This is a genomic window from Burkholderia sp. MSMB0856 (genome assembly GCF_001524645.2).
GTDB lineage: Bacteria > Pseudomonadota > Gammaproteobacteria > Burkholderiales > Burkholderiaceae > Burkholderia > Burkholderia diffusa.
In genome coordinates, this window is the sequence record NZ_CP013429.1 from 910755 (window position 1) to 936737 (window position 25983).

Annotated in this window: 19 protein-coding genes and 1 pseudogene; 9 read left to right on the plus strand and 11 right to left on the minus strand. The window is 67.8% G+C overall.

Translation table 11 applies throughout. From position 1 onward, the window contains the following. Positions 1 to 142: 142 nt before the first annotated feature. The gene (locus tag WS87_RS32765) at positions 143 to 1099 is read right to left on the minus strand and encodes a LysR substrate-binding domain-containing protein (protein WP_059820769.1); all 957 of its coding nucleotides are present in this window, start codon (positions 1097 to 1099) and stop codon (positions 143 to 145) included. A gap of 57 nt (positions 1100 to 1156) precedes the next feature. Between WS87_RS32765 and WS87_RS32770 the strand changes: the two genes are divergently transcribed. The 3 genes from WS87_RS32770 (at position 1157) to WS87_RS32780 (ending at position 4167) form a co-directional block, all read left to right on the plus strand. Continuing rightward, entirely contained in the window at positions 1157 to 2059 is a 903-nt protein-coding gene (locus tag WS87_RS32770) for a DMT family transporter (protein WP_059820768.1), read from the plus strand. A gap of 562 nt (positions 2060 to 2621) precedes the next feature. Next, the gene (locus WS87_RS32775) at positions 2622 to 3776 is read left to right on the plus strand and encodes a branched-chain amino acid ABC transporter substrate-binding protein (RefSeq protein ID WP_059536583.1); all 1155 of its coding nucleotides are present in this window, start codon (positions 2622 to 2624) and stop codon (positions 3774 to 3776) included. An 88-nt stretch (positions 3777 to 3864) separates the two neighbouring features. Continuing rightward, positions 3865 to 4167, plus strand: a complete 303-nt coding sequence (locus WS87_RS32780; RefSeq protein ID WP_059820767.1) for a hypothetical protein — start codon at positions 3865 to 3867, stop codon at positions 4165 to 4167. Between the two features lie 82 nt (positions 4168 to 4249). Here WS87_RS32780 and ydiJ read toward each other — a convergent pair whose 3' ends face one another. Then, complete coding sequence (gene ydiJ, locus WS87_RS32785; RefSeq protein ID WP_059820766.1) at positions 4250 to 7309, minus strand: D-2-hydroxyglutarate dehydrogenase YdiJ; 3060 nt, start codon at positions 7307 to 7309, stop codon at positions 4250 to 4252. 152 nt (positions 7310 to 7461) lie between these two features. Between ydiJ and WS87_RS32790 the strand changes: the two genes are divergently transcribed. After that, the gene (locus WS87_RS32790; RefSeq protein ID WP_059530738.1) at positions 7462 to 8355 is read left to right on the plus strand and encodes a LysR substrate-binding domain-containing protein; all 894 of its coding nucleotides are present in this window, start codon (positions 7462 to 7464) and stop codon (positions 8353 to 8355) included. Positions 8356 to 8379: 24 nt separating this feature from the next. Here the strand turns inward: WS87_RS32790 and WS87_RS32795 are convergent, their stop codons facing one another. Continuing rightward, positions 8380 to 9231 (minus strand): LysR substrate-binding domain-containing protein, encoded by an 852-nt coding sequence (locus tag WS87_RS32795; RefSeq protein WP_059530741.1) that lies wholly within the window; start codon positions 9229 to 9231, stop codon positions 8380 to 8382. Positions 9232 to 9337: 106 nt separating this feature from the next. On the opposite strand from WS87_RS32795, the gene WS87_RS32800 reads away from it, so the two are divergent. Then, on the plus strand, positions 9338 to 9985 hold the full coding sequence (locus WS87_RS32800) for a LysE family translocator (RefSeq protein ID WP_059820765.1): 648 nt from the start codon (positions 9338 to 9340) through the stop codon (positions 9983 to 9985). A gap of 141 nt (positions 9986 to 10126) precedes the next feature. Here the strand turns inward: WS87_RS32800 and sfnG are convergent, their stop codons facing one another. Beyond that, positions 10127 to 11230 (minus strand): dimethylsulfone monooxygenase SfnG, encoded by a 1104-nt coding sequence (gene sfnG / locus WS87_RS32805; RefSeq protein ID WP_059820764.1) that lies wholly within the window; start codon positions 11228 to 11230, stop codon positions 10127 to 10129. Between the two features lie 536 nt (positions 11231 to 11766). On the opposite strand from sfnG, the gene WS87_RS32815 reads away from it, so the two are divergent. After that, a complete protein-coding gene (locus WS87_RS32815) occupies positions 11767 to 12891 on the plus strand; it encodes a sigma-54 interaction domain-containing protein (protein ID WP_059820763.1) in 1125 nt (374 codons plus the stop codon). Between the two features lie 127 nt (positions 12892 to 13018). Here WS87_RS32815 and WS87_RS32820 read toward each other — a convergent pair whose 3' ends face one another. Continuing rightward, entirely contained in the window at positions 13019 to 14215 is a 1197-nt protein-coding gene (locus tag WS87_RS32820) for a collagen-like triple helix repeat-containing protein (protein WP_059820762.1), read from the minus strand. A gap of 341 nt (positions 14216 to 14556) precedes the next feature. On the opposite strand from WS87_RS32820, the gene WS87_RS32825 reads away from it, so the two are divergent. The 3 genes and pseudogenes from WS87_RS32825 to WS87_RS32835 all read left to right on the plus strand — a co-directional run bounded on the left by WS87_RS32825 (position 14557) and on the right by WS87_RS32835 (position 19013). Then, entirely contained in the window at positions 14557 to 16266 is a 1710-nt protein-coding gene (locus tag WS87_RS32825; RefSeq protein WP_059820761.1) for a dihydroxyacetone kinase family protein, read from the plus strand. Between the two features lie 129 nt (positions 16267 to 16395). Continuing rightward, on the plus strand, positions 16396 to 17784 hold the full coding sequence (locus WS87_RS32830; RefSeq protein WP_059820760.1) for an MFS transporter: 1389 nt from the start codon (positions 16396 to 16398) through the stop codon (positions 17782 to 17784). Positions 17785 to 18080: 296 nt separating this feature from the next. Then, positions 18081 to 19013: pseudogene (locus tag WS87_RS32835) on the plus strand (MBL fold metallo-hydrolase). 203 nt (positions 19014 to 19216) lie between these two features. On the opposite strand, the gene WS87_RS32840 reads toward WS87_RS32835, so the two are convergent. The 6 genes from WS87_RS32840 to WS87_RS32865 all read right to left on the minus strand — a co-directional run bounded on the left by WS87_RS32840 (position 19217) and on the right by WS87_RS32865 (position 25983). Beyond that, positions 19217 to 20611, minus strand: coding sequence for an aspartate aminotransferase family protein (locus WS87_RS32840; RefSeq protein WP_059820759.1), 1395 nt, complete (start codon positions 20609 to 20611; stop codon positions 19217 to 19219). A gap of 20 nt (positions 20612 to 20631) precedes the next feature. Continuing rightward, positions 20632 to 22110: an NAD-dependent succinate-semialdehyde dehydrogenase gene (locus WS87_RS32845; protein ID WP_059820758.1), complete on the minus strand. Its 1479-nt coding sequence runs from the start codon at positions 22108 to 22110 to the stop codon at positions 20632 to 20634. Positions 22111 to 22233: 123 nt separating this feature from the next. Beyond that, positions 22234 to 22704 (minus strand): Lrp/AsnC family transcriptional regulator, encoded by a 471-nt coding sequence (locus WS87_RS32850; RefSeq protein ID WP_059820757.1) that lies wholly within the window; start codon positions 22702 to 22704, stop codon positions 22234 to 22236. 13 nt (positions 22705 to 22717) lie between these two features. Further along, complete coding sequence (doeB, locus tag WS87_RS32855) at positions 22718 to 23755, minus strand: N(2)-acetyl-L-2,4-diaminobutanoate deacetylase DoeB (RefSeq protein WP_059820756.1); 1038 nt, start codon at positions 23753 to 23755, stop codon at positions 22718 to 22720. A gap of 4 nt (positions 23756 to 23759) precedes the next feature. Then, positions 23760 to 24968 carry an ectoine hydrolase DoeA gene (gene doeA, locus WS87_RS32860; protein WP_059820755.1) on the minus strand — a complete coding sequence of 403 codons (1209 nt, stop codon included), beginning with the start codon at positions 24966 to 24968 and terminating at the stop codon, positions 23760 to 23762. 10 nt (positions 24969 to 24978) lie between these two features. Next, positions 24979 to 25983, minus strand: coding sequence for a cyclodeaminase (locus tag WS87_RS32865; protein WP_059820754.1), 1005 nt, complete (start codon positions 25981 to 25983; stop codon positions 24979 to 24981).

The following is a 25983-nucleotide window of genomic DNA, read 5'->3' on the forward strand; positions in this document are numbered from 1 at the left end:
CACGTCTGCAAAAACTATCGATTCTCGTTCATCTTCGGATCTCGCGGTTTTCCGCGGTCGCATTGTCGACGATCCCATGGCCGCGGTCGAGCACCAGCGGCGTCGACGCACGTCGCGTCGCCGGTCCCGACGCTGCCGTCGCCTACCGCAGCGCCGCCCGCATCCGCTCCATCAGCGCGAGCACTTCCGGACGATTCTCGCCCTTCGCATGCACGAAGTGATACCTCAGCAGCGACTCGACCTCATGCCGGCTCACGCGCACGAGCGCGCTGCGCTTGAGATACGCATCGGCGAGCGGCATCCGCGCCAGGGCCACGCCGAGCCCGGCTTCGGCCGCCGCGAGCACAAGGTTGTAGTCCTCGAAGCGGCGATCCTGCGCGCGCGGCTTGAACGGAATGCCGAGCGCATCGAACCAGGTACGCCAGCCCGTCACGTCGGAGTCGTGCAACAGCGGCATCTCGAGCAGCGCGGCGTCGCCGTTTCGACGGCGCAGCGCGGCCAGTTGCGCGGCGAGCCGCGGATGCGCGACCGGATAAAGCGTCTCCGGCATGAACTCGCGCGTCTCGAGCCGACGCCAGTTGCCGCGCCCGTAACGGATCGACAGATCCGCTTCGCCGGCGGCGATATCCACGTTGCGAACCTCGATGCCGAGCTCGATGCGCAACGCGGGCGCTTCGCTCTCGAGCGCATGCTGGCGCTCGAGCAACCAGAGCTGCGCGAACGCAGGCACCACGCTCATCCTGACCAGTCGCGGCGTGCGCGGCGAGCGCCACTGATCGGCCGCACCGTCGATGATCGCGAACGCCTGTTCGATCCGGCCGACGAAGCGCTGACCATCCGGCGTCAGCCGCACGCCGCGCGCATGACGTTCGAACAATGCCATGCCCAGCCAGTTCTCGACGGCCGCCACGCGCCGGCTGATCGCGCCATGCGTGACGCCGGAGGCATCGGCGGCCGCCAGAAACGAACCCTGGCGCGCCACCGTGCAGACGGTCTCCAGACTGGCCAGCGGCGGACGCGGGCCGGGTGCCGACGCGAGGGCCGGCAGCGCGTCCGCCACACGCTGCCGCATGCGCACCGAGCTGTGAGCCATATTCATACCCGCATGTTGATCTGTGCGCTAGCTTAACATCTGACCACGCCGCACCATTGCCGCATGAACACGCTTTCTTCCCCCTCGTCGCGCGGCGCGCGACTGCCGCTCGTCGCGGCCGGCGCGGTGGCGTTCACGATCGTCTCGTGGGCCTCCGCCTTCCCGTTCATCCGGATCGGCCTGCACGGGCTGGCCCCACTGCAACTCGCGGCCGCACGCTTCGCGACCGCGGCCGTGCTCGTGATCGCATGGCTCGCGTGGCGGCGGCCTCAAATGCCGGCCAAAGGCGACGCGTTGCGCTTTCTCGTCTGCGGCTTGCTCGGCATCGCGCTCTACAACGCGCTGCTCAATACCGGCGAGCAGACCGTGTCGGCCGGCGCCGCGAGCTTCATCGTGAACACGCTGCCGATCTTCACGGCGGTGCTGGCCGCGGTGTTTCTGCGCGAACGCTTCAATCGCTGGGGATGGCTCGGCTCGCTGGTCAGCCTGGCCGGCATCGCCGTGATCGCGCACGGACAGCCGGGCGGTCTCGTCCTCGGCTCCGGGAGCACGCTGATTCTCGGCGCGGCACTGTGTTCGGCCAGCTATTTCGTGTTGCAGCGGCGGCTGATTCCCGTATACGGCGCGCTGCCCTGCGCCGCCTATACGCTGCTGGCGGGTGCGGTGCTGCTCACGCCATGGTTGCCCGGCGCGCTCATGTCGCTCGGCGGCGGGGCTTCGCGCGACACGGTGCTTGCCGTCCTGGTGCTGGGCGTCTTTCCCGCCGCGCTGGGCTACGCGACGTGGACCTTCGCGCTCGGCCACTTCGGCGCGGCGCGCGCCGCCAATTTCCTCTATCTGACGCCGGCGGTCGCGACGGCATTGTCGATGGCGCTGACGGGCGAGCGCCCCGGCATCGAGACGGTGTGCGGTGGCCTGCTCGCAATTGCCGGCGTGATACTCGTGGCCTTGCGCGGACGGACATAGGCGAGCGGTTTCGTCGGACGGCAAGACTTGCTCGAAGAATGACGGGGGCGCGGTTCCGCCAAGCCGGGCCCCGTCGGCTGCAAAACTGGACACACATGCAGTTCGATACCGCGCGCCAATTCATCGACGCGGGCGGACTTGACCGTTAGTTGCATCAATCGGATGGCCGCTTTGCTGCGGCGTTCGTGACGATGAAAGTGTGCAGACAAACCGACCGAACAGTTCTCGATTGATTGCGTTGCACTGTCCATGGTCATTGGTGGCGGTCCGGTCGAATAATCGGAGCATTCGACGGTACAAAACAGCCACATCTGCGCGAAAAGCGGCGCAAGCGCATCACATTTGCGCAAGGCTGGGCAATTCGCGCAAGCGGGCACAAACGGGTTCGGATATATTCATACCAATTGCATGTGGTCACACGAAATCGCCGGCCTCGACGGCCCGGCGACATGCAAGCCGAACCCGTCATGGGTCACGGAGACTTGTCCGGCTCGCCGATCGCCTCACGAGGGCGCGCGGTCGACCGGGCGGCAATAGAAATATCAATCAACGGAGATGGCAGATGGAACGAAGCATTGTCGGCATGCGCTGCAAACCCCTGATGACCGTCGCACTGGCCGCCGCCGCATTCGCGGCCGCATCGGGCGCGATGGCCGACCAGGTCGTGAAGATCGGCAGCGTCGAACCGACGACGGGCGGCATTTCGCACCTCGGCAAGGACAACGAGAACGGTGCACGCCTCGCGGTCGAGGAAATCAATGCGAAGGGCCTGACGATCGGCGGCAAGAAGATCACGCTGCAGCTCGACGCACAGGATGATGCGGCCGACCCGCGCCAGGCCACGCAGGTCGCGCAGAAGCTCGTCGACGACAAGGTCGTCGCCGTCATCGGCCACCTGAACTCGGGCACGTCGATTCCCGCGTCGAAGATCTACAGCGACGCCGGCATCGTGCAGATCTCACCGTCGGCCACGAACCCCACCTACACGCAGCAGGGCTTCAAGACGACCTATCGCGTGGTCGCGACCGACGCGCAGCAAGGTCCGGCACTCGCGAGCTACGCGCAGTCGAAAGGCGTGAAGAGCGTGGCGGTGATCGACGATTCGACCGCGTACGGCCAGGGTCTCGCGAACGAATTCGAAAAGAAGGCGAAGGCGCTCGGCCTGAAGGTGCTGTCGCACGATGCGACCAACGACAAGGCCGTCGACTTCCGCGCGATTCTGACGAAGGTCAAGGGCGAGAACCCCGACGCGATCATGTACGGCGGCATGGACGCCACCGGCGGCCCGCTCGCGAAGCAGGCGAAGCAGCTCGGCCTTCGCGCGAAGATCCTGTCCGGCGACGGCGTGTGCACCGACTCGCTGGCCGAGCTGGCCGGCCCGGCAGCCGACAACGTGCTGTGCTCGCAGGCCGGCGCGGCGCTCGAGAAGATGCCGGGCGGCGCGGCGTTCCTCGCCAAGTACCAGAAGCGCTTCAACCAGGGCATCAAGTTCGACGCGCCGTTCGCGTACGACGCGGTCTATATCGCGGTCGACGCGATGAAGCGCGCGAACTCGACCGACCCGGCGAAGATCCTCGCGGCGATGCCATCGACGAAATATGAAGGCGTGATCGGCACGACGACGTTCGACGCGAAGGGCGACCTGACGCACGGGATCATCTCGATCTACGGCTACAAGAGCGGCAAGAAGACCTTCCTCGACCAGGTGAAGATGTAACGCCCCGCGACGCCGGCACGACGGGAACGCCATCCGTCGGCGCCGGCGCCGCGCGGAGCCGATTCAAGTTTTGCGGAGATGAAGCGACATGTGTGCAATGGCGTATGCGGAATTTCAACAGGAGTTGAAGAAAGCGCAGTTGACGGCTCGGGAATTCGCCCGCCTGATCCGTATGAACGAAAGTTCCATCACGAACTATTCGAGCAAGGGCACCGTCCCTTCCCACCTCGCGGTCATCGCGACCCTGATCGGCGCGCTCGCCGCGCACGAGATCGATTTCCGGCACGTCATCGGTAAAACGGGCATCGAGCCGAAACGGCCGCGCGGCGTCGGCGCGTTTCCGGCAGCGCGCAAGCCGCGCGCCCGGAAGACTGCGAAAGCCGGCGCCTGAGCCAGGGCGGGTGTCAGTCGCGACGTTGCACGTGCCGCTCGATCCGACGCGTGCGCTGCCGCATCACACTCACCACCGCCCGTCACCCCGCCGCACGCACGTGATCGAGCAGCGCCTGCAACGGATGACGCAGCTGCCGGGCGGACATGCGCTTCACCTGGCTGCGGCACGAATACCCGGTCGCCAGCGCTTCGCCCGCCTCGTCCGGCGCATCGACATGCGCGGCCCACGATTGCGCATAGATCGCCTGCGACGTCTGCAGGTTGCGCGCCTCGTGCCCGTACGTCCCCGACATCCCGCAGCAGCCGGCCGCCTGAACCGCCAGGCGCAGCCCGCGACGCGCGAATACCTGCGCCCACTGCTTGCCGCTGTCCGGCGCGTTGGTCTTCTCGGTGCAATGCGGCAGCAGCCGATACGCCGCCGATACGTCGCCCGAACCCGCGCCCGCCGCGGCTTCCGGCAGCGCGTGCAGCAGCCACTCCTGCGGCAGCGCGACCTTCGGCACGTCGGCGAGCCCCGTCACCTTCAGGTATTCCTGCCGATATGTGAGCGTCATCGCCGGATCGAGGCCGACGAGCGCGACACCCGATCGCGCGAGCGCGGCCAGTTGCGTCGCGTTGCGAATCGCCGCCTGCTCGAACGCGCGGAGGAAGCCCTGGACGTGCAGCGCCTTGCCGTTCGGCGCGAGCGGTGCGAGCCACACCTGGAAGCCGACGCGCGCGGCCAGCTCGATCAGCGTCGCCAGTTGCTCGGTGTCGAAATAGCGCGTGAAGGTATCCTGAACGATCACGACGCTGCGCGCGCGCTGCGCCTCGTCCAGCGCGGCGAGCGCCCGCGGATCGGCCGGCCGCACGTTCCACTGCCGGATCACGGCCGCGAGGTCGAAGCGGCTCAGGAGCGGGCTGTCGACCATGCCGACGTGCCGCTCGAGCAGCGTGCGCACCCAGCCGGCACGCATCAGGCCGTTGTACAGCGCGGGCACGCGCGCCATCCACGGCATCGTGAATTCGAGCGAGCCGATCAAATAGTCGCGCAGCGGCCGCTGGTAACGCTGGTGATACAGCTCGAGAAAACGCGAGCGGAGCTCGGGCACGTTGACCTTGACCGGGCACTGCCCCGCACACGACTTGCACGCGAGGCAGCCGGCCATCGCGTCGTACACCTCGTGCGAGAAGTCGGCTTCGCCGTCGCGCGCGGCGCGGCTGTTGCGCCAGCGCGCAACGAGGCCGCGCAAGAACGGCTGTCGCGCGCGCGCCGCCGCGACGACGTCGATGCCGGCCTGTCCTTGCAGACGCAACCATTCGCGCATCAGCGACGCGCGCCCCTTCGGCGACTGCACGCGTTCGCGCGTCGCCTTCCACGACGGGCACATCGCGTCGTCCGGATCAAAGTTGTAGCACGCGCCGTTGCCGTTGCAGTGCATCGCCGTGCCGTAGCTCTGCCACACGCGCTCGTCGATCTGTCGGTCGTGGTCGCCGCGCGTGGGCACTTCGTCGATCTTCAGCAGCCGCAGCGCGTTGTCCGGCGGCGTCGCGATCTTGCCGGGGTTGAACTGGTTGTGCGGATCGAACGCGGCCTTCAGCTGCTGCAGCGACGGATACAGCTCGCCGAAGAACGCCGGTGCATATTCGGAGCGCACGCCCTTGCCGTGTTCGCCCCATAAGAGGCCACCATGCCGCTGCGTGAGTTCAGCAACCGCGTCTGACACCGGTCGCACCAGCGCTGCTTGCTTCGGGTCCTTCATGTCGAGCGCCGGGCGCACGTGCAGCACGCCCGCGTCGACGTGGCCGAACATCCCGTATTGCAGCCCGTGGCCATCGAGCAGCGCGCGGAATTCGGCGATGTACGCGGCGAGATTCTCGGGCGGCACCGCAGTGTCCTCGACGAACGGTTGCGGGCGCGCCTCGCCCTGCACGTTGCCGAGCAGGCCGACTGCGCGCTTGCGCATCGCGTACACGCGCTTCACCGCATCGTCGCCGGTCGCGAGCGTGTGACCCAGCCGCTCGACGCTCGTGTCGGTGCGCAAATGCTCGACGAACGCGCGCACGCGCGCATCGACGTCGTCGGCATCGTCGCCGCTGAATTCGATCAGGTTGATGCCGAGCGTCGGACGCGCATCGTCCTGCGGAAAATACTCGGCCACGCTGCTCCACACGAAATCCTTCATCGCGAGCATCAGCACCTTCGAGTCGACCGTCTCGATCGACAGCGGCTTGAGTTCGAGCAGCGCACGCGCATCGCGCAACGCGTCCATGAAACCGGCGTAGCGCACGTTGACGAGCACCGAATACTTCGGGATCGGCAACACGTTCAGCTTCGCCTCGACGACGAAACCGAGCGAGCCTTCGGCGCCGCACAACACGCTGTTCAGGTTGAAGTGGCCGTCCGGTTCGCGCAGGTGCGCGAGATCGTAGCCGGTCAGGCAGCGATTGAGCTTCGGAAACTTCGCGTCGATCAGCGCGGCCTTTTCGTCGCTGATACGGCGTGCGGTGCGATAAACCTTGCCGACGCGGTCCTGCCGCGCGCAGCGGCGTTCCAGTTCGTCATCGGCGAGCGCGTCGCTGTGCAGCTGCTCGCCGCCCATCAGCACGAAGTCGAGCGCCAGCACGTGGTCGCGCGTCTTGCCGTACGTGCAGCTGCCCTGCCCGCTCGCATCGGTGTTGATCATTCCGCCGACCGTCGCGCGGTTCGACGTCGACAGCTCGGGCGCGAAAAAGAGGCCATGCGGCTTCAGCGCGGCGTTGAGCTGGTCCTTGACGACGCCCGCCTGCACGCGCACCCAGCGCTCGCCGGCGTTGATTTCCAGGATCCGGTTCATGTTGCGCGACAGATCCACGACCACGCCGTCGGTCAGCGACTGTCCATTGGTGCCCGTGCCGCCGCCGCGCGCCGCCACGGCGACGTCGCGGTGCGCAGGCTCGGCGAGCAGGCGCGCGAGCAGTCGCACGTCCTCCGCATGCGCGGGACAGATCACCGCCTGAGGCAGGCGCTGGTAGATCGAGTTGTCGGTCGCCTGCACGGTCCGGTTCGCATGGTCCGCGCGGATTTCACCGGCGAATCCGGCCGCCTGGAGGGCGGCGAGAAAGTCGCGATAACGGCCCTCGGGCGGGCTGACGGGACGGGGCAACGAAGCGATCGACATGGGATGAAAGCGCAATGTGGATGGAGCGGCGCGTGGCTTCGCTCGGAAACATGAGTTTTGAGCAAGATTCCCCGCAACGCGGAAATCCAGTATCTTGCGAATCATCGCGAGAAACAAACGAATTCTCCCCCGGCAAAACTTGCATAAAACTCATGAATTATCGTCGCCTGACTCCGTCCATGTCGTTGCTGCTGGTGTTCGAAGCCGCCGCGCGCCACGAAAGCTATACGCGCGCGGCCGACGAGCTGTCGCTGAGCCAGAGCGCGATCAGCCGGCAGGTCCAGACGCTCGAGGATCAGCTCGGCGTGCCGCTGTTCCGGCGTGAGGGCCGCTCGGTGAAGCTGACGGAAGTCGGACGGCGCTACTTCGTCGAGCTGAGCGGCGCGCTCGGGCGCATCCGCGGTGCGACGCTGCAGGCGATGTCGCATCAGGCCGGAGCCGGCACGCTGCGGCTCGCGACCTTGCCGACCTTCGGCTCCAAATGGCTGCTGCCGCATCTGCACGATTTCTACGCCGCGCATCCGGGCGTGACCGTACACCTGCATTCGCGGATCGGTGGCATCGACTTCCACACCGACGACCTCGACGCGGCCATCACCGTCGGCGCGGGCGACTGGCCCGGCTTGCACGCGCACCGGCTGTACAACGAGTTCCTGATCGCGATCGCGAGCCCCGATGCGGCGGCCGGGCGCCGCAAGGCCGGCCCGCGTGCGCCGGCGTGGGCGGTGGGGCAGACGCTGCTGGGTGTGACGAGCAATCAGCACGCGTGGGCCGAATGGTTCTCGCATTTCGGGCTAGATCATCGCGAGATGCGGATCGGCCCCAGTTTCGAGCTGACGTCGCACCTGATCCAGGCCGTGCGGGCCGGGATGGGGATCGGCCTCGTGCCGAAGGTGCTGGTGGAGGACGAGCTGAGCCGCAACGAACTGGTGTCGATCGGCGACGCGATCACCAGCCAGCGCAGCTACTACCTCGTGTATCCGCCGGAAAACGACACGCTGCCGTCGCTGGTGGCGTTTCGGGAATGGCTGCTGAAATCGTGCTGACGCGCGGGCGGACGGACCGCGCGATCACGCGCGCCATTCATTGAGAATCTGTTCGGCGAGGTAATCGCACGGCGGGCGCGCCGACTGCGCGCTGCGCGCCAACACGACGTCGAGCGCGTCGAGCGGCGGCAACCCTTCGTTCGGCGACAGTTGAACCAGATGCGCGGGAATGCTGCAGCGCGCGAGGGGCGCGACCGCGAGGCCGGCCTCGACCATGCTGAGCAAGCCGAGGAAGCTCGGGCTCTCGTACGACATCCGGAACGGAATCTTCTGCCGGTTCAGCGCCTTGATCGCGTGATCGCGCGCCATGCTGCCGCCGTGCGTGAAGAACGCGACCGGCAGCGGCCGCTCTTCCCACACGTTCCGTTTTGCCGAGCCCGTCCACACGATCGGCTCGCGCCGCACCAGTTCGCCGGTCACGCCCTTGATGCGCGTGAGACAGGCAAGGTCGACGGTGTTGTCCTTCAGCATCGGCACGAGCGCGCTGCTCGGCTGGCCGATCACGCGCACTTCGACGCGCGGATGCATCGCGGCGAACTTGCCGAGCACCTGCGGCAGCAGCGACGAGATGTAATCGTCCGGCACGCCGATCGTCACGCGCCCACGGATCTCCGGGCGCACGACCGACGCCCACGCCTCGTCGCGCATCGCCAGCATCCGGCGGCCGTATTCGGCGAGCATGCGGCCGTCGTCGGTGGCCGTGACGTTGCGCGTGTCGCGAATGAACAGCGGCTTGCCGAGCGCATCCTCCAGCGCCTTGATCTGCATGCTCACCGCCGACGGCGACCGGTGCACCGCTTGCGCGCCCTGCGCGAACGAACCGGATTCCGTCACCGCCACCACCATTGCCAGCACATCGAGATCGAGCTTTTTCATGGTATTCAGAAAATCTGATCAATCGATTCAGTTTATCCCGTTTTACTGACCGCCTCCATCGCCGGACAATGAATGCCATCGACATTCATCGCGGGAAGCAGCAACCATGCACACCTCCGGCTCGCTCTACGGATTCCTGGTCATCGGCGGCATGCTCGCGATCACGCCGGGGCCGAACATGGTCTACGTGATGTCGCGCTCGATCGCGCAGGGGCGCACCGCCGGGCTGATATCGCTGGCGGGCGTGATGGTGGGCTATCTGTTCTACATGTTCGGCGCCGCGTTCGGGATCACGACGCTGTTCCTGAGCGTGCCGTACGCGGGCACCGTGCTCGGCGTGGTGGGCGCTGCGTATCTGCTCTACCTCGCGTGGCAGGCGGTCCGGCCGGGCGGCCGGTCGCCGTTCGAGGTGAAGACACTGCCGAACGAGCAGCCGCTGCGGCTGCTCGCGATGGGCGCGACGACCAGCGTGCTGAATCCGAAGCTCGTGATGCTGTTCGTGTCGCTGCTGCCGCAGTTCATCGATTACCGGCAAGGCAGCGTGTTCGGCCAGTCGCTCTTTCTCGGTTCGTTGCTGATCGCGGCGTTCGCGTCGGCGAACGGACTGGTCGCGATCTGCTCGAGCGGCATCGCAAAGTTCCTGCATGGGCGTCCGGCGCTGCTGCTCGCGCAGCGCTGGGCGATGGGTGCGGTGCTCGGTGGCCTCAGCGTGCAGATGCTCGTCGAGGCATCGAAAATGGCGGGTGCAGCGTGACGCGGGCGGCAGGACGCGGATCGGATGAATTCACGCCCGGCCCGCGCCGCTCGTCGTGACGCAGCGATCGTTGTTGGCCGGCGGCACGCGGCGCCGGCCGTGACGTTCACACGATCGCCACGTCCTGCACACCCTCGCGCATCACGCGGCAACCGCGTGCCGCTGCGCTTCGAGCTCGCGCACGAGCGGCAACACGCGCTTGCCGAAATACTCGACTTCCTCGATGAAATGCAGGAACCCGGCGAGCACGAGATCGACGCCGATCGCCTTCAGCGCGACGATCCGCTCGGCGATCTGTTGCGGCGTGCCGATCAGGTTCGTGCGGAAACCGTCGTTGTACTGCACGAGATCCTCGAACGTGGATTTCGCCCAGTTGCCCTCGCCTTCCGGTGATGCCTTGCCGGCCTCCTTCACCGCATCGCCGAACGCATGCACGGCCTCGACGTGTGCGTGCCGGACGATGTCGTCGAGCACGGCCCGCGCCTCTTCCTCGGTGTCGCGCGCGATCACGAACGCGTTGACGCCGATCCGCACGCGATGGTCATTCGCGGCGGCCTTCGCGCGGATGTCGTCGATCTGCGCCTTCAGGTTCTCCGGCGTATTGCCGTTCGTGAAGTACCAGTCCGACACGCTCGCCGCGTTGTCGCGCGCCGCGCGCGAACTGCCGCCCTGGAATATCTCCGGGTGCGGTTTCTGAACAGGCTTCGGGCTCAGCGTGTAATCGTTGAAGCGGTAGAAGTCGCCCTTGAACGTGAAATTGTCCTGCGTCCAGATGCCCTTCAGCGCCTGGATGAATTCCTTCGAGCGCCGATAGCGTTCGTCGTGCTCGAGCCACGGCTCGCCGATCGATGTGAATTCGCCCTTGAACCAGCCGCTGACGACGTTGATCGCGATGCGTCCGTTGGAAATGTGGTCGATCGTCGCGAGTTGCTTCGCGACTACGGCCGGATGCCACGGCCCCGGCAGGATCGCGGCGAGCACCTTCAGTTTCGTCGTCGCATGCAGCAGCGCCTGGCTGAACGAGACCGACTCGTGCTGGTATTCGGCGCCATAGCCGGCCGTGAAGCGGATCTGGCTCAGCGCGTAGTCGAAGCCGGCCGCCTCGGCCGTGCGCGCGAGCTTCTGGTTGTACTCGAGGCTCCAGTCGGTACGCTGCTCGATCGTGCTGACGACGAGGCCGCCGCTGACGTTCGGCACCCAGTACGCGAATTTGACGCCGTCGGCTGCTGGTTCGTGAATGCTCATGAGAGGTCCTGATCGAAGGAAAAAACGAAAGACGGGCTACGCGGCGGCGACAAGCGCGCGCGGATTCAGGTCGGGTTCGCAAGGAGCGTGCCATTGTCGACGGATGCACGATCGCGCAGATCATCCGCATCACGAAGTTTCATTCGATCGCCCATCTGTCAAAGCTTTCGCGGCCAAATAACCAGCCATGGAAAGCGTTTCGCCAGCCGCATCGCATCGATATTCCGCAGCGCGATGAACCGACGGAAACAGCGTTGCTGATGCGCTGCTGCTCGATCAGCAGTTTCGCGCCCGCCATTCGGCGGATCGCCGCGACCGGACGCCATTGCATTGAACGCGATGACGTCGAATCCGCTGTCGCGACGGCGCGCTTCCGCGCCGTTGCATCCTGCGCAGCAATCCGGCTTTCGTTATCAGAAATCGATGTTTCCCGTGCGGCGAAAAACACTGAACACTCTGCTGACCAGGCAGCAACCGGACCGCGGCGCCAGTCGACGCTGGTTCGAACCGTTCGATCGACTCACGCCTTCATCGCCATGACCTCCCTGTTTGCCACGCCGCGTCCGGTCAACCTTCGTGTCGTCACCGCGCAGCCGGACGAATCGCGCGGCGCGCCCGTTCTCGAGCGCTCCACGCACCATGCGCGAGCCCGCACCCGCGCGCCCGTGTTCGTCGATCTGCGTTCGCTCGCGCTGCTCGAACGCGTACGGCTCGTCGCGCCGAGCGACGCGAACGTGCTGATCGTCGGCGAGACCGGCACCGGCAAGGAGTTGATCGCGCGTCAGGTGCACGACGTCAGCCATCGCGGCGGCGGCCCGTTCGTCGCCGTGAACTGCGGCGCGCTCTCCGACACGCTCGTCGACAGCGAACTGTTCGGTCACGAGAAAGGCGCATTCACGGGCGCGGTCGGCGCGAAGCACGGCTGGTTCGAAGCCGCGAACGGCGGCACGCTGTTTCTCGACGAGATCGGCGACCTGCCGCTGTCGATGCAGGTCAAGCTGCTGCGCGTGCTGCAGGAGCGCGAGGTCGTGCGGCTCGGCTCGCGCACGGGCGTTCCGATCGACGTGCGCGTGGTGGCCGCAACCAACGTCGACCTGCAGCAAGCGGTGGCGGACGGACGGTTTCGCGCCGACCTGTTCTACCGGCTCAACGTCGTGCGGCTCGACGTGCCGACGTTGCGCGAACGGCCGGGCGACATCCTGCCGCTCGCACGCCACTTCCTCGACGAATACCGCAGCCGCGTCGGCCACGGGCCGCGCAGCATCGACCCGCGCGCGGCGCGCCGCCTCGAAGCGCATTCGTGGCCCGGCAATATCCGCGAACTGGAGAACGTGATCCATCACGCGCTGCTGGTGAGCCGCCACGATGCGCTGCAGGACACCGACCTGAACCTGTCGACGTCATGCGTGCGGGTCGTGGTTGCCGGCGCGCGGGAAGCGGCGGGCCGCGTGCCCGGTCAGGAAGCGCTCGAACTGGCACTGTGCGCGCTGTTCGACGAGCCCCACGAAAACCTGTTCGAACGCATCGAGGATACCGTGATGCGGGTCGCGTTCGACTTCAGTCACCGCAATCAGGTGCAGGCTGCTCGACTGCTCGGCATCAGCCGCAATGTGCTGCGTGCGCGGCTGATTCGCGCGAAGGCGATCGCGGCGGTCAAGTGAGCGCGATCGCGCGGCAGCACGCGGCGCCGCGCGTCGGCGACGCGGGCGCCCGACGCTTCGGCTTTTGGCAATTCATCGACGGCATGGGCCGGCCAAGCCGATGCGCTGCTCGCCGTGCGGTACGCCACTATTTCCCGACGCCGCCCGTCACGCCGCCGAGCAACGACGTAACGGGCGCGAGCGGATTCGCCGAGGAACCGGCTCCGCCCGCCGCGCCACCGAGCGTGCCGGTGACCGTCGACACGAGATTCGTCACCGGCGCCAGCGGGCTTGCCGCACCGGCACCGGTCGTGCCGCCGAGCGCACCGGTCAGCGACCCGAGCGGCGTCGAGCCGAGCCCCGACAGCACGCCGCCGAGCGGGCCGGACGCGCTCGAACCGTTCGACGGACCGTTCTGCACGGTGGTAATGGAAGCGCCCGCGAGACTCACGATCAGGCCGGGAATCGGCGCGACGCCATTCGGGCCGTTGTAGTTCACGAGACCACCCGCGTTCGTGACGGTATTGCCGAGCGCGCCGACGAGCGCCCCCACCGCGCCGACGGCCGGCTGCGACGAAACGGACCCCATTCGCGAGCCCGTCGTCGCCAGCGCGCTGCCGACTTGTCCGAGCAGACCGGCCACCGGCTGCCCGAGGCCCGTGGTCGCGCCAATCTGCTGCGTCGCCTGGCCAGCCGTGATGACGAGCGGCGTGACGGCCGAGCTGAGCGGCTGCGTGACCTGTTGCACGGCGCCCGACGCCAGCGTCGCGCCGACCGTATTGCCTGCCGTGCCGAGTCCGCCGGCCACGGTGTCGAGCACCGCGCCGACGGGTGTCGTCACCGGCGCGAGCGGCGCCAGCGGCCCCGAGCCGAGCGCGCGGACGGTCTGCGCGAGGCCCGCGACCGGATTCGCCGTCGCGCCGACGACGTCGCCAAGGCCGGCGACCGTCGTGCCGACCGGGTTCGACGTCGAACCGATCTTGCCGAGCCCGTTGCTGAGCGCATCGGTCGCGGCGCGCGAAATCGTGCTGACGCTCGAGATCGTGTCGCCTGCGCTGCGCGTCACGGTATTCCCGAGTACCGGCAACGATATCGCGCTGACGGTCGAGCCGACGCCGATCGCGAGCGCGCCGGCGGTGCTCACGACGCCACGGGTGCCGGGGGCGCCGCTGGTGCCCCAGCCCCCGTCCGAGGTGTTGCTGCCCGGCGTATTGCCGCCGACGGTTGCGCCGCTGGTGCTCGCGTTCGCGCTCGACGGTGCGGCGACGTCGTTGCCGCCACAGGCGGCCAGCATGCCGGCGGCGGCGAGCAACGCCGCGGACGTGACAATGCGGGTTCGATACATGGTGGTCTCCTCGCGGTCCGGGCGATGGAAATGTTCGGTTGAGGACCGGGAGAGAAACAGCATTTTCCATGCCATTGGCGCCAGGCGAACGGGCCTGCCCGCCGCAACGCCAGCCTCAGCGCGCCCGTGCGAGTGCTGCCCGCAATCATGCTCGATACGTTTCGGTCCCCATGAGCGGCTCTGTTTTCGTTACATTCGTGCTACGAATGCTTCGATGTTACGTAACGCCGGCCGCGCGGCGCGCCGCTTTCTGAGCGCGCCGTCTACCATCCAAAGTTCGAAGCCCGGCGGCACGGCATGCGTGCCGCCGGGCTTCGTCCCACCGTCAGGAACCCGTTGCCATGAAAAAGCTCGTGAACCACCCGTCCGATGTCGTGCGCGAAATGCTTGAAGGCATCGCGCGGCAGTCGCCGCATGTCGCGATCCTCGGTGACGAGCAGGTGCTCGTGCGCCAGCCGTTGCCCGAGCCGTCGCAGCGCCCCGTCGCGATCCTGTCCGGCGGAGGCAGCGGCCACGAGCCCGCGCACGGCGGCTATGTCGGCGAAGGGATGCTGAGCGCGGCCGTCTGCGGCGAGGTGTTCACGTCGCCGCCCACCGACGCCGTGCTCGCCGCGATCCGCGCGTGCGCCGGCCCGAACGGCGCGCTGCTCATCGTGAAGAACTACACCGGCGACCGCCTCAATTTCGGGCTGGCCGCCGAACTTGCGCGCGCCGAGGGCATTCCCGTGGAGACCGTGATCGTCGCCGACGACGTGTCGCTGCGCGGCCGCGTCGAACGCGGGCAACGACGCGGGATCGCGGGCACCGTGCTGATCCACAAGCTGGCCGGCGCGGCCGCCGCGCGCGGGTTGCCGCTCGCCCGCGTCGCGGCAATCGCGCGCGACGCGGCCGCCGAACTCGGCACGATGGGCGTCGCGCTCGACGGCTGCACGATCCCCGGCGCCGACAAGTCGGGGTTCAGCCTCGCCGATCACGAGATCGAGCTCGGCCTCGGCATCCACGGCGAGAAAGGCGTCGAACGCACCGCGCCGCTGCCGGCCGACGCGCTGGTCGAGACACTGCTGTCGAGCATCGTCGCCGATCTCGTGCTCGATCGCGGCGAGCGCGTCGCGCTGTTCGTCAACGGTCTCGGCGCGACGCCGGACATGGAACTGGCGATCGTGCTGCGCGCCGCGTACGACAACCTGAGCCGGCGCGGCATCGCCGTCGCGCGGGCATGGGCCGGCACGTTCCTGTCGGCGCTGAACATGCCCGGTTGCTCGATCTCGCTGCTGCGGCTGAACGACGAACGCGCCGCCCTGCTCGACGCGCCGACGCAGGCGCGCGCCTGGCCCGGCGGCGGCGCGGTCAACGCGCAGATCCGGGTGGCCTCGGCAGCCGCGCCCGACCAGCCGCTGCCGCCGCTCGATTCGGCCGGCCGCGCGTGGGCAGCACGGCTGCAGCCGGCGCTGCACGCGGTCGCGCAAGCGTTGATCGACAACGAAGCGACGCTGACGGAACTCGACACGGCCGCCGGCGACGGCGATCTCGGCGCGAGCATGTATCGCGCCGCGCAGGCGATCCTCGCGTTGCCGGAAGCCGCGTACGGCACGCCGGCCGGCGCGCTCGCGGCGCTGGGCACCACGTTGCGTCGAGCGATCGCGGGCAGTTCGGGACCGTTTTATGCGACCGCGCTGCTGCGCGCGTCGCGGCGCCTCGCCGATGCCTCGGATACCGCCGCACCCTCGGCGCGCGACTGGGCTGCGGCATTGCGCAGCGCGGTGGATGCGATCTCCGAACTGGGCGGCGCACGTGCCGGCGACCGGACGATGCTCGATGCGCTGGTGCCGGCCGCCGATGCGTTCGATCGCGCGCTCGATCATGAGCGCGACCCCGCTGGCGCATGGGCGCAAGCCGTCGACGCGGCGGAACACGGCGCGCAGCGAACGGCCGGCATGACGCCGCGCGCGGGGCGTGCGAGCTATCTCGGCGAACGCGCGATCGGCACGCCGGATGGCGGCGCGGTGGCGGTCGCGTGCTGGCTGCGCGCGTTGCTGCCGCACGTGCGGTAAGCAGCGACCACGGCACGGGAAAACCCCGATCCCCACATCGTCCTATGACATCGGGCATCGCTAATTGGCGGGATTACTTTGATCCTCGTCGGCGCCCGCCCGGGCGCACGCTGATAGCGAGGACCCCTCATGCGATACGTGCCATCGTGGACTTCCGTTTCCGCCGCCACGTCCGTTCCGGACGAGACGGCTTCCCGCGGCGACGAGCCGCACTGCCTGCCGCGGATCGCGATCGCGGCCGCCGCCCTCGGCAATGCGACCGAATGGTTCGATTACGGCATTTACGCGTACGGACTCGCCTACATCTCCGCCGCGCTGTTTCCCGGCAACACGGCCAGCGCGACGCTGTTCGCACTCGGCACCTTCGCGATCTCGTTCCTGATCCGCCCGCTCGGCGGCCTGTTCTGGGGCCCGCTCGGCGACCGCCTCGGCCGCAAGCGCGTGCTCGCGCTGACCGTTCTCACGATGTCGGGCGCGACCCTGCTCGTCGGCGTGCTGCCGACCTACGCGAGCGCCGGCTGGCTCGCGCCGGCCGCGCTGATCGTGCTGCGCATGGTGCAGGGCTTTTCAACCGGCGGCGAATACGGCGGCGCGGCGACCTTCATCGCCGAATACGCGCCGGATTCGCGACGCGGCCTGTGCGGCAGCTTCCTCGAATTCGCGACGCTCGCCGGGTTCTCGCTCGGCGCGCTGCTGATGCTCGGCTTCGCGCTGCTGCTCGGCGACACCGCGATGCACGCGTGGGGCTGGCGCCTGCCATTCCTCGTCGCGGCGCCGCTCGGGCTGATCGGCTTCTATCTGCGTTCGCGTCTCGAGGAAACGCCGGTGTTCCGCGAACTCGAGGAGCAGGCGCATCGGCGCGAGCAGAGCACCGCCGCGACCGCGCTGCCGATCGGTCAGCTGCTGGTCCGTTTTGCGCGGCCACTGCTGCTGCTCGGCGGGCTCGTCGTCGCGCTGAACGTCGTCAACTACGTGCTGCTCGCGTACATGCCGACCTACATGCACAAGGAGCTCGGCGTCAGCGAGAACATGTCGTTGCTGATTCCGCTGATCGGCATGCTCGCGATGATGGTGCTGCTGCCGTTCGCCGGCTGGCTGTCGGATCGCGTCGGCCGCAAGGCGATGTGGTGGATCTCGCTGGTCGGACTGTTCGTTGCGGCCGTGCCGATGTTCACCTTGATGACGCACGGCGTGCTCGGTGCATTCGTCGGCTTCGCGGTGCTGGGTCTGCTGTACGTGCCGCAGCTCGCGACCATCTCCGCGATGTTCCCGGCGATGTTCCCGACCCACGTGCGGTATGCGGGCATGGCGATCGCGTACAACGTGTCGACGTCGCTGTTCGGCGGCACCGCGCCGATCGTCAACGACTGGCTGATCGGCAAGACCGGCAATGCGCTGATTCCCGCGTATTACATGATGGCGGCCTGTGCGATCGGGCTGGTGGCGCTGTCGGGGGTGATCGAGACGCGCGGATGCTCGCTGCGTGGCGAGACGGTGCCGGGGCGACAGCCGGGTTGATACCGGATGCGGCGCGCACGCCGCTCCCATAAACGGCATCCCTTGCATCGCCCGCGGTCCGACGACGGACGGCGGGCGATGTGCATTTCAGCGCCATGAACCCGCCGGCGGATTGTTGTCGCGAGGACAACACGATGTTCGCAGGCGCGGTGCTTCAGGCGTTCGTCGGGCCTCCCTACAATCGCCGACATGCTCGATCGGCATGCGCGCGACACGAAAAGCGCGTCATGCACGACTGCGCGCGAACCGCGCTGCGCAGCGCGGAAGACCCCACTCGATGAAGAGGACGATTGAACATGAACGGATCAATCCACAACGTGCGGCCGGTAACGACCCCTCTTGGCAAGGAAGCGGCTGGTGAGCTCGTTCCATCCCGCTACGCGGTGCGCATCGGCGACGTCGACGTCGTGCTGATCAGCGACGGCGTTCTGCCGCTGCCGACTTCCACGATGTCCACCAATGTGAGCTAGGCGGACCGCAACGAATGGTTCGACGGACGGTTCCTGCAACGCGACATGTTCGACTGGGCGCTGAATATCGCGCTGGTGCGCAGCGCCGATCGCCTGATCCTGATCGACTCGGGCGTGGGCGACGGCTTCGAATACTTCACGCGCGCGGGACGGTCGGTGATGCGTCCCGAGTCCGCGGGCATCGATCTCGCCGCGATCACCGACATCGTGATCACCCACATGCATATGGATCACGTCGGCGGCCTGAACGTCGACGGCGTCAAGGCCCGGCTGAGCCCCGACGTGCGCATTCACGTGTCGGCCGCGGAATTGGCGTTCTGGAAGAATCCGGACTTCAGCAAGACGGTGATGCCGGAAACCGTCCCGCCCGCGCTACGCAAGGCCGCGGCGCGATTCGTGGAGCTGTATCGCGAGCACATCGTACCGTTCGACCACGCCGTGGAAGTTGCGGCCGGCGTATCGGCGCGCGTGACCGGCGGCCATACGCCGGGACACTGCGTGGTCGATATCGCATCGAACGGCGAACGACTGACGTTCGCGGGCGATGCGATCTTCGAAGTGAACTTCGACCATCCTGACTGGCAAAACGGCTTCGAGCACGATCCGCAAGCGGCTACCGACGTCCGGATCGCACTGTTCAACGACGCCGCCGAAACCGGCGCGATGCTGGCCGCGGCGCATGTCGCGTTTCCGTCGATCGGCCACATTGCAAGAGACGGCGACGGCTTCCGCTTCGTCCCTGTCGTGTGGGACTACTGAGTGATGCGCGGCACGCAGCGGGCGCCGTGCGGACCATATTGACGATGTTCGATCGATCGCCGCCATTCTTGCAGCGATGGTGATGCGTCATGGCAAGAAGCACCGCTTTCGCGACTGATCCCCCGTGAAGCAAAAACGCCGCCGCACTTCGGTGCGACGGCGTCACTTCGCGCGCTTGCGCGCGCATCGGACCCGCAAGAGACTCAGGCTACGCTCGAAACATTGCGCTCCGCGACCTCGTCCACCGCTTCCTTCACGATCGCGACGATCTCGTCGGCTTCGGCGCGCGTCATCACGAGCGGCGGTGCGAAGCCGAGAATGTCGCCGTGCGGCATCGCGCGCGCAATCACGCCACGCTGCAACGCCGCGGCCGATACCTGCGCGCCGATCTTCAGCGCCGGATCGAACGGCGTGCGTGCATCCTTGTCGGCCATGAATTCGAGCGCCGCCAGCATCCCGACGCTGCGGACCTCGCCGACGAGCGGATGCGCGCCGAACGCGTCACGCAGCTTCGCGGCGAAATACGCACCCACTTCGGCAGCGTTGCCGACCAGGTTCTCGCGTTCGAGGATCGCGAGGTTCGCGAGTGCGGCGGCCGCGCACACGGGGTGGCCCGAATACGTCCAGCCGTGCCCCATCGGCCCGTGCGCCTGCGAGCCGCGCGCGATCACGTCCCACACCTTCTCGCCGACGATCACGCCCGACAGCGGCGCATACGCACTCGTCAGCCCCTTCGCGACCGTGATCAGATCGGGCGAGATCCCGAAGTGCTGCGCGCCCATCTTCGAGCCGAGACGCCCGAACCCGCAGACGACTTCGTCCGAGATCAGCAGGATGTCGTGCTTGCGCAGCACGGCCTGGATCGCGGGCCAGTAGCCGGGCGGCGGCTCGATGATGCCGCCCGTGCCCATCACCGGCTCCGCGATGAACGCGGCGATCGTGTCGGCGCCTTCGCGCGCGATCAGTTTCTCGAGCTCGTCGACGCAGTATGCGACGAACTGCGCTTCGCTCATGCCGGCCGGCGCCTTGCGATACCAGTGCGGACACACCGTATGCTTTACGCGATCGATCGGCAGGTCGAAATGCTGGTGGAAGCTCGGCAGGCCCGTGAGGCTGCCGGTCACGATGCCGGAGCCGTGATAGCCGCGCTCGCGCGAGATGATCTTCTTCTTGTTCGGGCGGCCGAGCACGTTGTTGTAGTACCAGACGATCTTGACCTGCGTCTCGTTCGCGTCGGAACCCGACATCCCGTAGTAAACCTTCTTCATCCCGGCCGGCGCCCAGTCGATGATGCGCGACGACAGCTCGATGATCGCATCCGACGAGTGGCCGACATACGTGTGGTAGTACGCGAGCTGCTTCGCCTGCGCGTACATTGCGTCGGCGACTTCGGTGCGGCCGTAGCCGATGTTCACGCAGTAGAGGCCGGCGAACGCGTCGATATAGCGCTTGCTCTGGTGATCCTCGATGTGAATGCCGTGCGCACCGCGCACGATCTTGCCGGGCAGCGCGCCGGTCTCATGGTCGTATGCGTGCGTCGACGGGTGCATGAAGTGGGCACGGTCCTCGCGCAGCAATGCGTCGATCGATTGTTTCATGATGGGCTCCTTTGAATGGGTCAGGCCGTCGCCGCGACGGGCAGGCCGAGATTGCCGAGGCAGAAATACTTGGTTTCGGTGAACGGTTCGAACCCTTCGGCACCGCCTTCGCGCCCGAGGCCCGACGCCTTCATCCCGCCGAACGGGATCGGCGCGCCGGTGAATTTCACGCCGTTGACCGACACCATCGCGAAATCGAGCCGCCGCACGAGCTGGAAGATCGTGTCGATGCGCGTCGCGCACACGTAGGCGGCGAGGCCATATTCGGTGTCGTTGGCCTTGTCGACCACTTCGTCGAGCGTGTCGAACGCACACACCGCCGAGATCGGCGCGAAGTTCTCCTCGTCGTACACGCGCATGCCGGGTGCGGCATCCGCGATCACGGTCGGTTCGTAGAACCAGCCGCCGAGCGCGTGCTGCCGCCCGCCCGTGACGATGCGCGCGCCGCGTGCACGTGCGTCGTCGACGCGTGCCGCCGTCGCGTCGAACGCGGCCTGGTGCATCAGCGGACCGACGTCGACGTCCGGCTCGAACGCCGGGCCGGTTTTCAGTTCGCGCACCGCGTTCGCGTAGCGGTTGACGAATGCTTCATAGAGCGGGCGCGCGACGAAGATCCGGTTCGCCGCGCAACAGTCCTGGCCGGAGGTCTGGAACTTCGCGCCGACGGCGATCCGCACCGCCTGCTCGAGGTCCGCGTCCTCGGTCACGATGAACGGCGCGTTGCCGCCCAGTTCGAGCGCGACCTTGCGAATGCCGGCCTTGGCGGCGGTCTCGGTGACGAGCCGCCCGACGCGCGTCGATCCGGTGAAGCTCACCGCGCGCACGCGCGCATCGCCGACGAGAGTTTCCATCGCCATCTGCGGCTCGCCGAGCACGACGTTGAACACACCGGCCGGGAAGCCGCCTTCGTCGGCGAGCTGCGCGAGCGCGAGCGCCGAAAATGGCGTCTCGTGCGCGGGCTTCACCACCACCGCACAGCCGGCCGCGATCGCGGCGGCGGCCTTGCGCGTGATCATCGCGGCTGGGAAATTCCACGGCGTGATCAGTGCCGCGACGCCGACGGGCTCCATCAGCGTGCCGAGATGCGCGCCGTCGATGTGCGTCGGGATCGTGCGGCCCGCAACACGCTTCGCCTCGTTCGCGAACCACTCGACGAAGCTCGCCGCATAACGGATCTCGCCGCGCGACTCGGCGAGCGGCTTGCCCTGTTCGAGCGACAGCAATGCGGCGAGATCGTCGAGATGCCGCAGGATCAGCGCATGCCAGCGCAGCAGCGCCGCGCTGCGCACGGCTTGCGGCGTCCAGCGCCACGTGTCGAACGCACGCTGCGCGGCGTCGACGGCCGCGACGATCTGTGCGCGCTCCAGCATCGGCACATGGCCGATCACGGTCTGATCGGCAGGGTTCACGACGGCGACCGTCGCGGCACTGTCGCTGTGGATCCAGCGACCGTCGACATAGCACGTCGACTTGAACAGAACGGGGTGTCCGGGCAGCATGCTGCGTCTCCTCGTTTGGGTGGGCACGAGCTTCATTCTGTCGTGCCGCCGGGTGCGGAAATTTCGGTTTCGGCGCCCACGCCTTGCGGTTTTTTCCGTATTGGCCCGCGTTCGCACGAAGTTTCAGTGCCAGTCCGGCGCACCGCCCGATTCGCACTTCACGACCTTCGTCACGACGTACGTGAAGTAGCGCTCGATGCCGAGGTCGTCCATCAGCAGACCATCGATGAAGCGCTGGTAGTGGTCGATGTCGCGCGCGACCACGTGCAGCACGTAGTCGACGCCGCCGCCCGTCGCATAGCACTGCGCGACTTCGGGCGCCGCGTTCACCCGGTCCTCGAAGCGCCGCATGTCAGGCGCGGTATGACGCGACAGCGTCACCTCGACGACGATACGGCTGCCCGAGAACGTTCCGATCCAGTCGACGTCCGCGCGATAGCCGCGGATCACGCCGCTTTCCTCGAGCTTGCGCACGCGCTCCCACGCAGGCGAGATCGACAGGTTCACGGCCTCCGCGAGCTTCGACTTCGTGATGCGCCCGTCGCGCTCGAGGATGCGCAGGATCGCCAGGTCGTATCGGTCGAGCTTGATCACGTCGTGCGCATCCTCATGCGGCCACCGGAATGTTGCGCTCGACGATGTCGGCGACCACCGCGATCGTGTCGCCGGCCTGCACGATGCCCGGGAAGTGCCGGGCCGCGAGCAACCCGCGCCGCCGCGCGACGTATTCGACCGGCGCGACGCCCGTGCGGTCGATGTCGTGCACGCGCGCGAGCACGTCGCCCGCGTCGACCTCGCTGCCGAGATCGCGGCACATCTCGAGCAGCCCGCGATGCTCGCTGGTCGTGAAGCACGAGCCGTCCGGCATGTCGAGCAGCGTGGTCGTGCGTGGCGCGGCGCGCGTGCGGCCGCGCTCGCCGTCGCCGCTCGAGAGCACGCCCGCATGCGCGAGAAAACCGCGCACGCCGCGCTCGGCGATCGCGACGCTCGCGGCCGTCGACGATCCGCCGCCGCCGAGCTCGGTCGACACGAACACCTTGCCGGCCGCCTCGGCCGCGGTGTCGAAAAGCCCGACGCTGTCGAGCTCCAGCATGCGCATCGAGTACGGCGCGCCGAACGCGCGCATCGCGCGTTCGCAGCGTGCTTCCTGGTCGCGGTCATCCAGCACGTGGATCGCCGCGAACGGCACGAAATCGAGCGTGCGGCCGCCTGCATGGATATCGAGCACGTGCGTCGCGAGCGGCAGCAGATGCCGCTGGAAGTAGTCGGCGATCTTCTCGGTGACGGTGCCGTCCGGACGCCCCGGAAAACTGCGGTTGAGGTTGCCCGCATCGATCGGCGACGTGCGGCAGCCGGCGCGAAACGCCGGGTAGTTCATGAACGGCACGACGATCACGCGGCCGGTCACGTCGGCCGCCTTCAGCGAGCCGGCAAGCTTCGACAGCGCGACCGGCCCTTCGTATTCGTCGCCGTGATTGCCGCCGGTCAGCAACACCGTCGGCCCGTCGCCGCGCTTCACGACGGTCACCGGAATCATGATTGCGCCCCACGCAGAATCGTCGCGCGAGTAAGGCAGCTTCAGAAAGCCATGCTGTTCGCCGTCCGCGTCGAAATCGACGGTCGGCGTGATCGGAGAAGCACGCATCGCTCTACTCCTTCACGAACAGCTTGCGCGGCACGTTGCAGAACGTCTCCACGCCGGTCTCGGTGATCAGGATGCTTTCGGTGATCTCCAGCCCCCAGTCGTCGAGCCACAGTCCCGGCATGAAATGGAACGTCATGCCGGGTTCGAGCACCGTGCGATCGCCCGGGCGCAGGCTCATCGTGCGCTCGCCCCAGTCCGGCGGATAGCTCGCGCCGATCGGGTAGCCGCAGCGGCTGTCCTTCTCGATGCCGGCACGGCGCAGGACCGCGAAGAACGCGTTCGCGATGTCTTCGCATACGTTGCCGGGCTTCGCGGCGGCAAGCCCCGCCTCGATCCCCTCCACCACCGCGCGCTCGCCTTCGACGAAGTGCGCGGGCGGCTTGCCGAGATAGACAGTGCGCGACAGCGGGCAGTGATAGCGGCGGTAGCAGCCCGCGATCTCGAAGAACGTGCCCGCGCCGCGCGCGAATGTCGTGTCGTCCCAAGTGAGATGCGGCGCGGCGGCGTCGGCGCCGGTCGGCAGCAGCGGCACGATCGCGGGATAGTCGCCGCCGAAGCCGTCCGCGCCGCCGATCCCGGTCGCATAGATCTGCGCGACGAGATCGCTCTTCTTCATGCCGGGCTCGATCGTGTCGACGATATGCGCATGCATGCGCTCGACGATCCGCGCGGCGACACGCATGTACTCGATCTCGCGCGGCGACTTCACCGCGCGCTGCCAGTTCACGAGCGCCGTCGCATCGACCCAGCGCGCGGCCGGCAGATGCTTCTGCAGCGACGCGTACGCCGCCGCGCTGAAGTAGTAGTTGTCGAGTTCGACGCCGATGCGCAGCATGCTCCAGCCGCGCGCGGCGATCACCTCGGTCGACAGGAAGTCCATCGGGTGACGGGCCGTCGACTGCACGTAATGATCCGGATAGCCGACGATGTTGTCGTGCGCCATGAACACGGTGCGCTTCGCGCCGTTCGCGTCCTGGCCGCGGCCGTACCAGACGGGCTCGCCGTCCATCGGCAGCAGCACGCACTGGTGCACGTAGAACGACCAGCCGTCATAGCCGGTGAGCCAGGCCATGTTGGTCGGGTCGGTGACGATCAGCAGGTCGATGCCGGCCCGCTGCATCGCCGCGCGCGTCTTCGCGATGCGCGCGGCATACTCGCCGCGCTCGAACGCGAGGCGCGGCGCGGCTTCGTGGGTTTCGATGACTGCGGACATCTGTCTCCTCTCAAGTCGTGAGGTCGTTGTGAAAAATCGTACCCACCTCGGCCGCGCGGGCGCGCTGCAGCGCGAGCACGGCAATGGCGGTGTCCTGCGCGCCGGTGCCGGTCAGGTCGCAGATCGTGATGTCGTCGCGATGGTTGCGGCCCTCGCGCTGCCCGGCGATCACTTCGCCGAGTTCGGGAAACACCGCGTCGGGCGCGACAGCACCGGCGGCGATCGCGTGCGCGAGTTCACCTGCCACGCGGGTCTGCTGCAACCGGTCGCAGAAGTAGCGCGCCGCGCCGAACACCGACGGCGCGAGTTCGGTCTTGTAGTCGGCGTCCGAGCCCATCGCCGTCACGTGCAACCCCGGATGCAGATCCTCGGCGTGCACGAGCGGCTCGCGGCTGGGGGTGGTCGTCACCGCGACGTCCGCGTCGGCGAGCGCCGCATGCACCGAGCGCGCGACAACCGCCTCGATCCCGTGCGCGGCTCGCACGTCGGCCGCGAAGCGCGTGGCACGCTCGGCGTCGCGCGCCCAGACCGTCACGTGCGCGATATCGCGCACGAGCATCAGCGCGTCAAGTTGCAGCCGCGCCTGTTCACCCGAGCCGATGATCGCCGCGCGGCGTGCATCGGCGCGCGCGAGCCGGCGCGCGGCTACCGCGCCGGCCGCCGCGGTGCGCACGGCGGTCAGGTAGCCGTTGTCGAGCAGCACGGCCTCGGTCAGGCCGGTGCGCGCGGACAGCACGAGCATCAGCCCGTTCAGGCTCGGCAGCCCGAGCGACGGGTTGTCAAAGAAGCCGGGACTGACCTTGATCGCGAAGCTGTCGAAGCGCGGCAGATACGCGGTCTTCACGTCGACCTCACCGTGCCGCGCCGGCAGCGCGAGATTGAGGATCGGCGGCATCGCGACCGCATCGGTCGCGAGCGACGCGAACGCGGCCTCGACCTGGTCGATCGCGGCGAGATCGAGCGGGACCAGTGCGCGCAGTTGCGCCTGTCCGAGCAGCGTGACGGGATGGGCCAT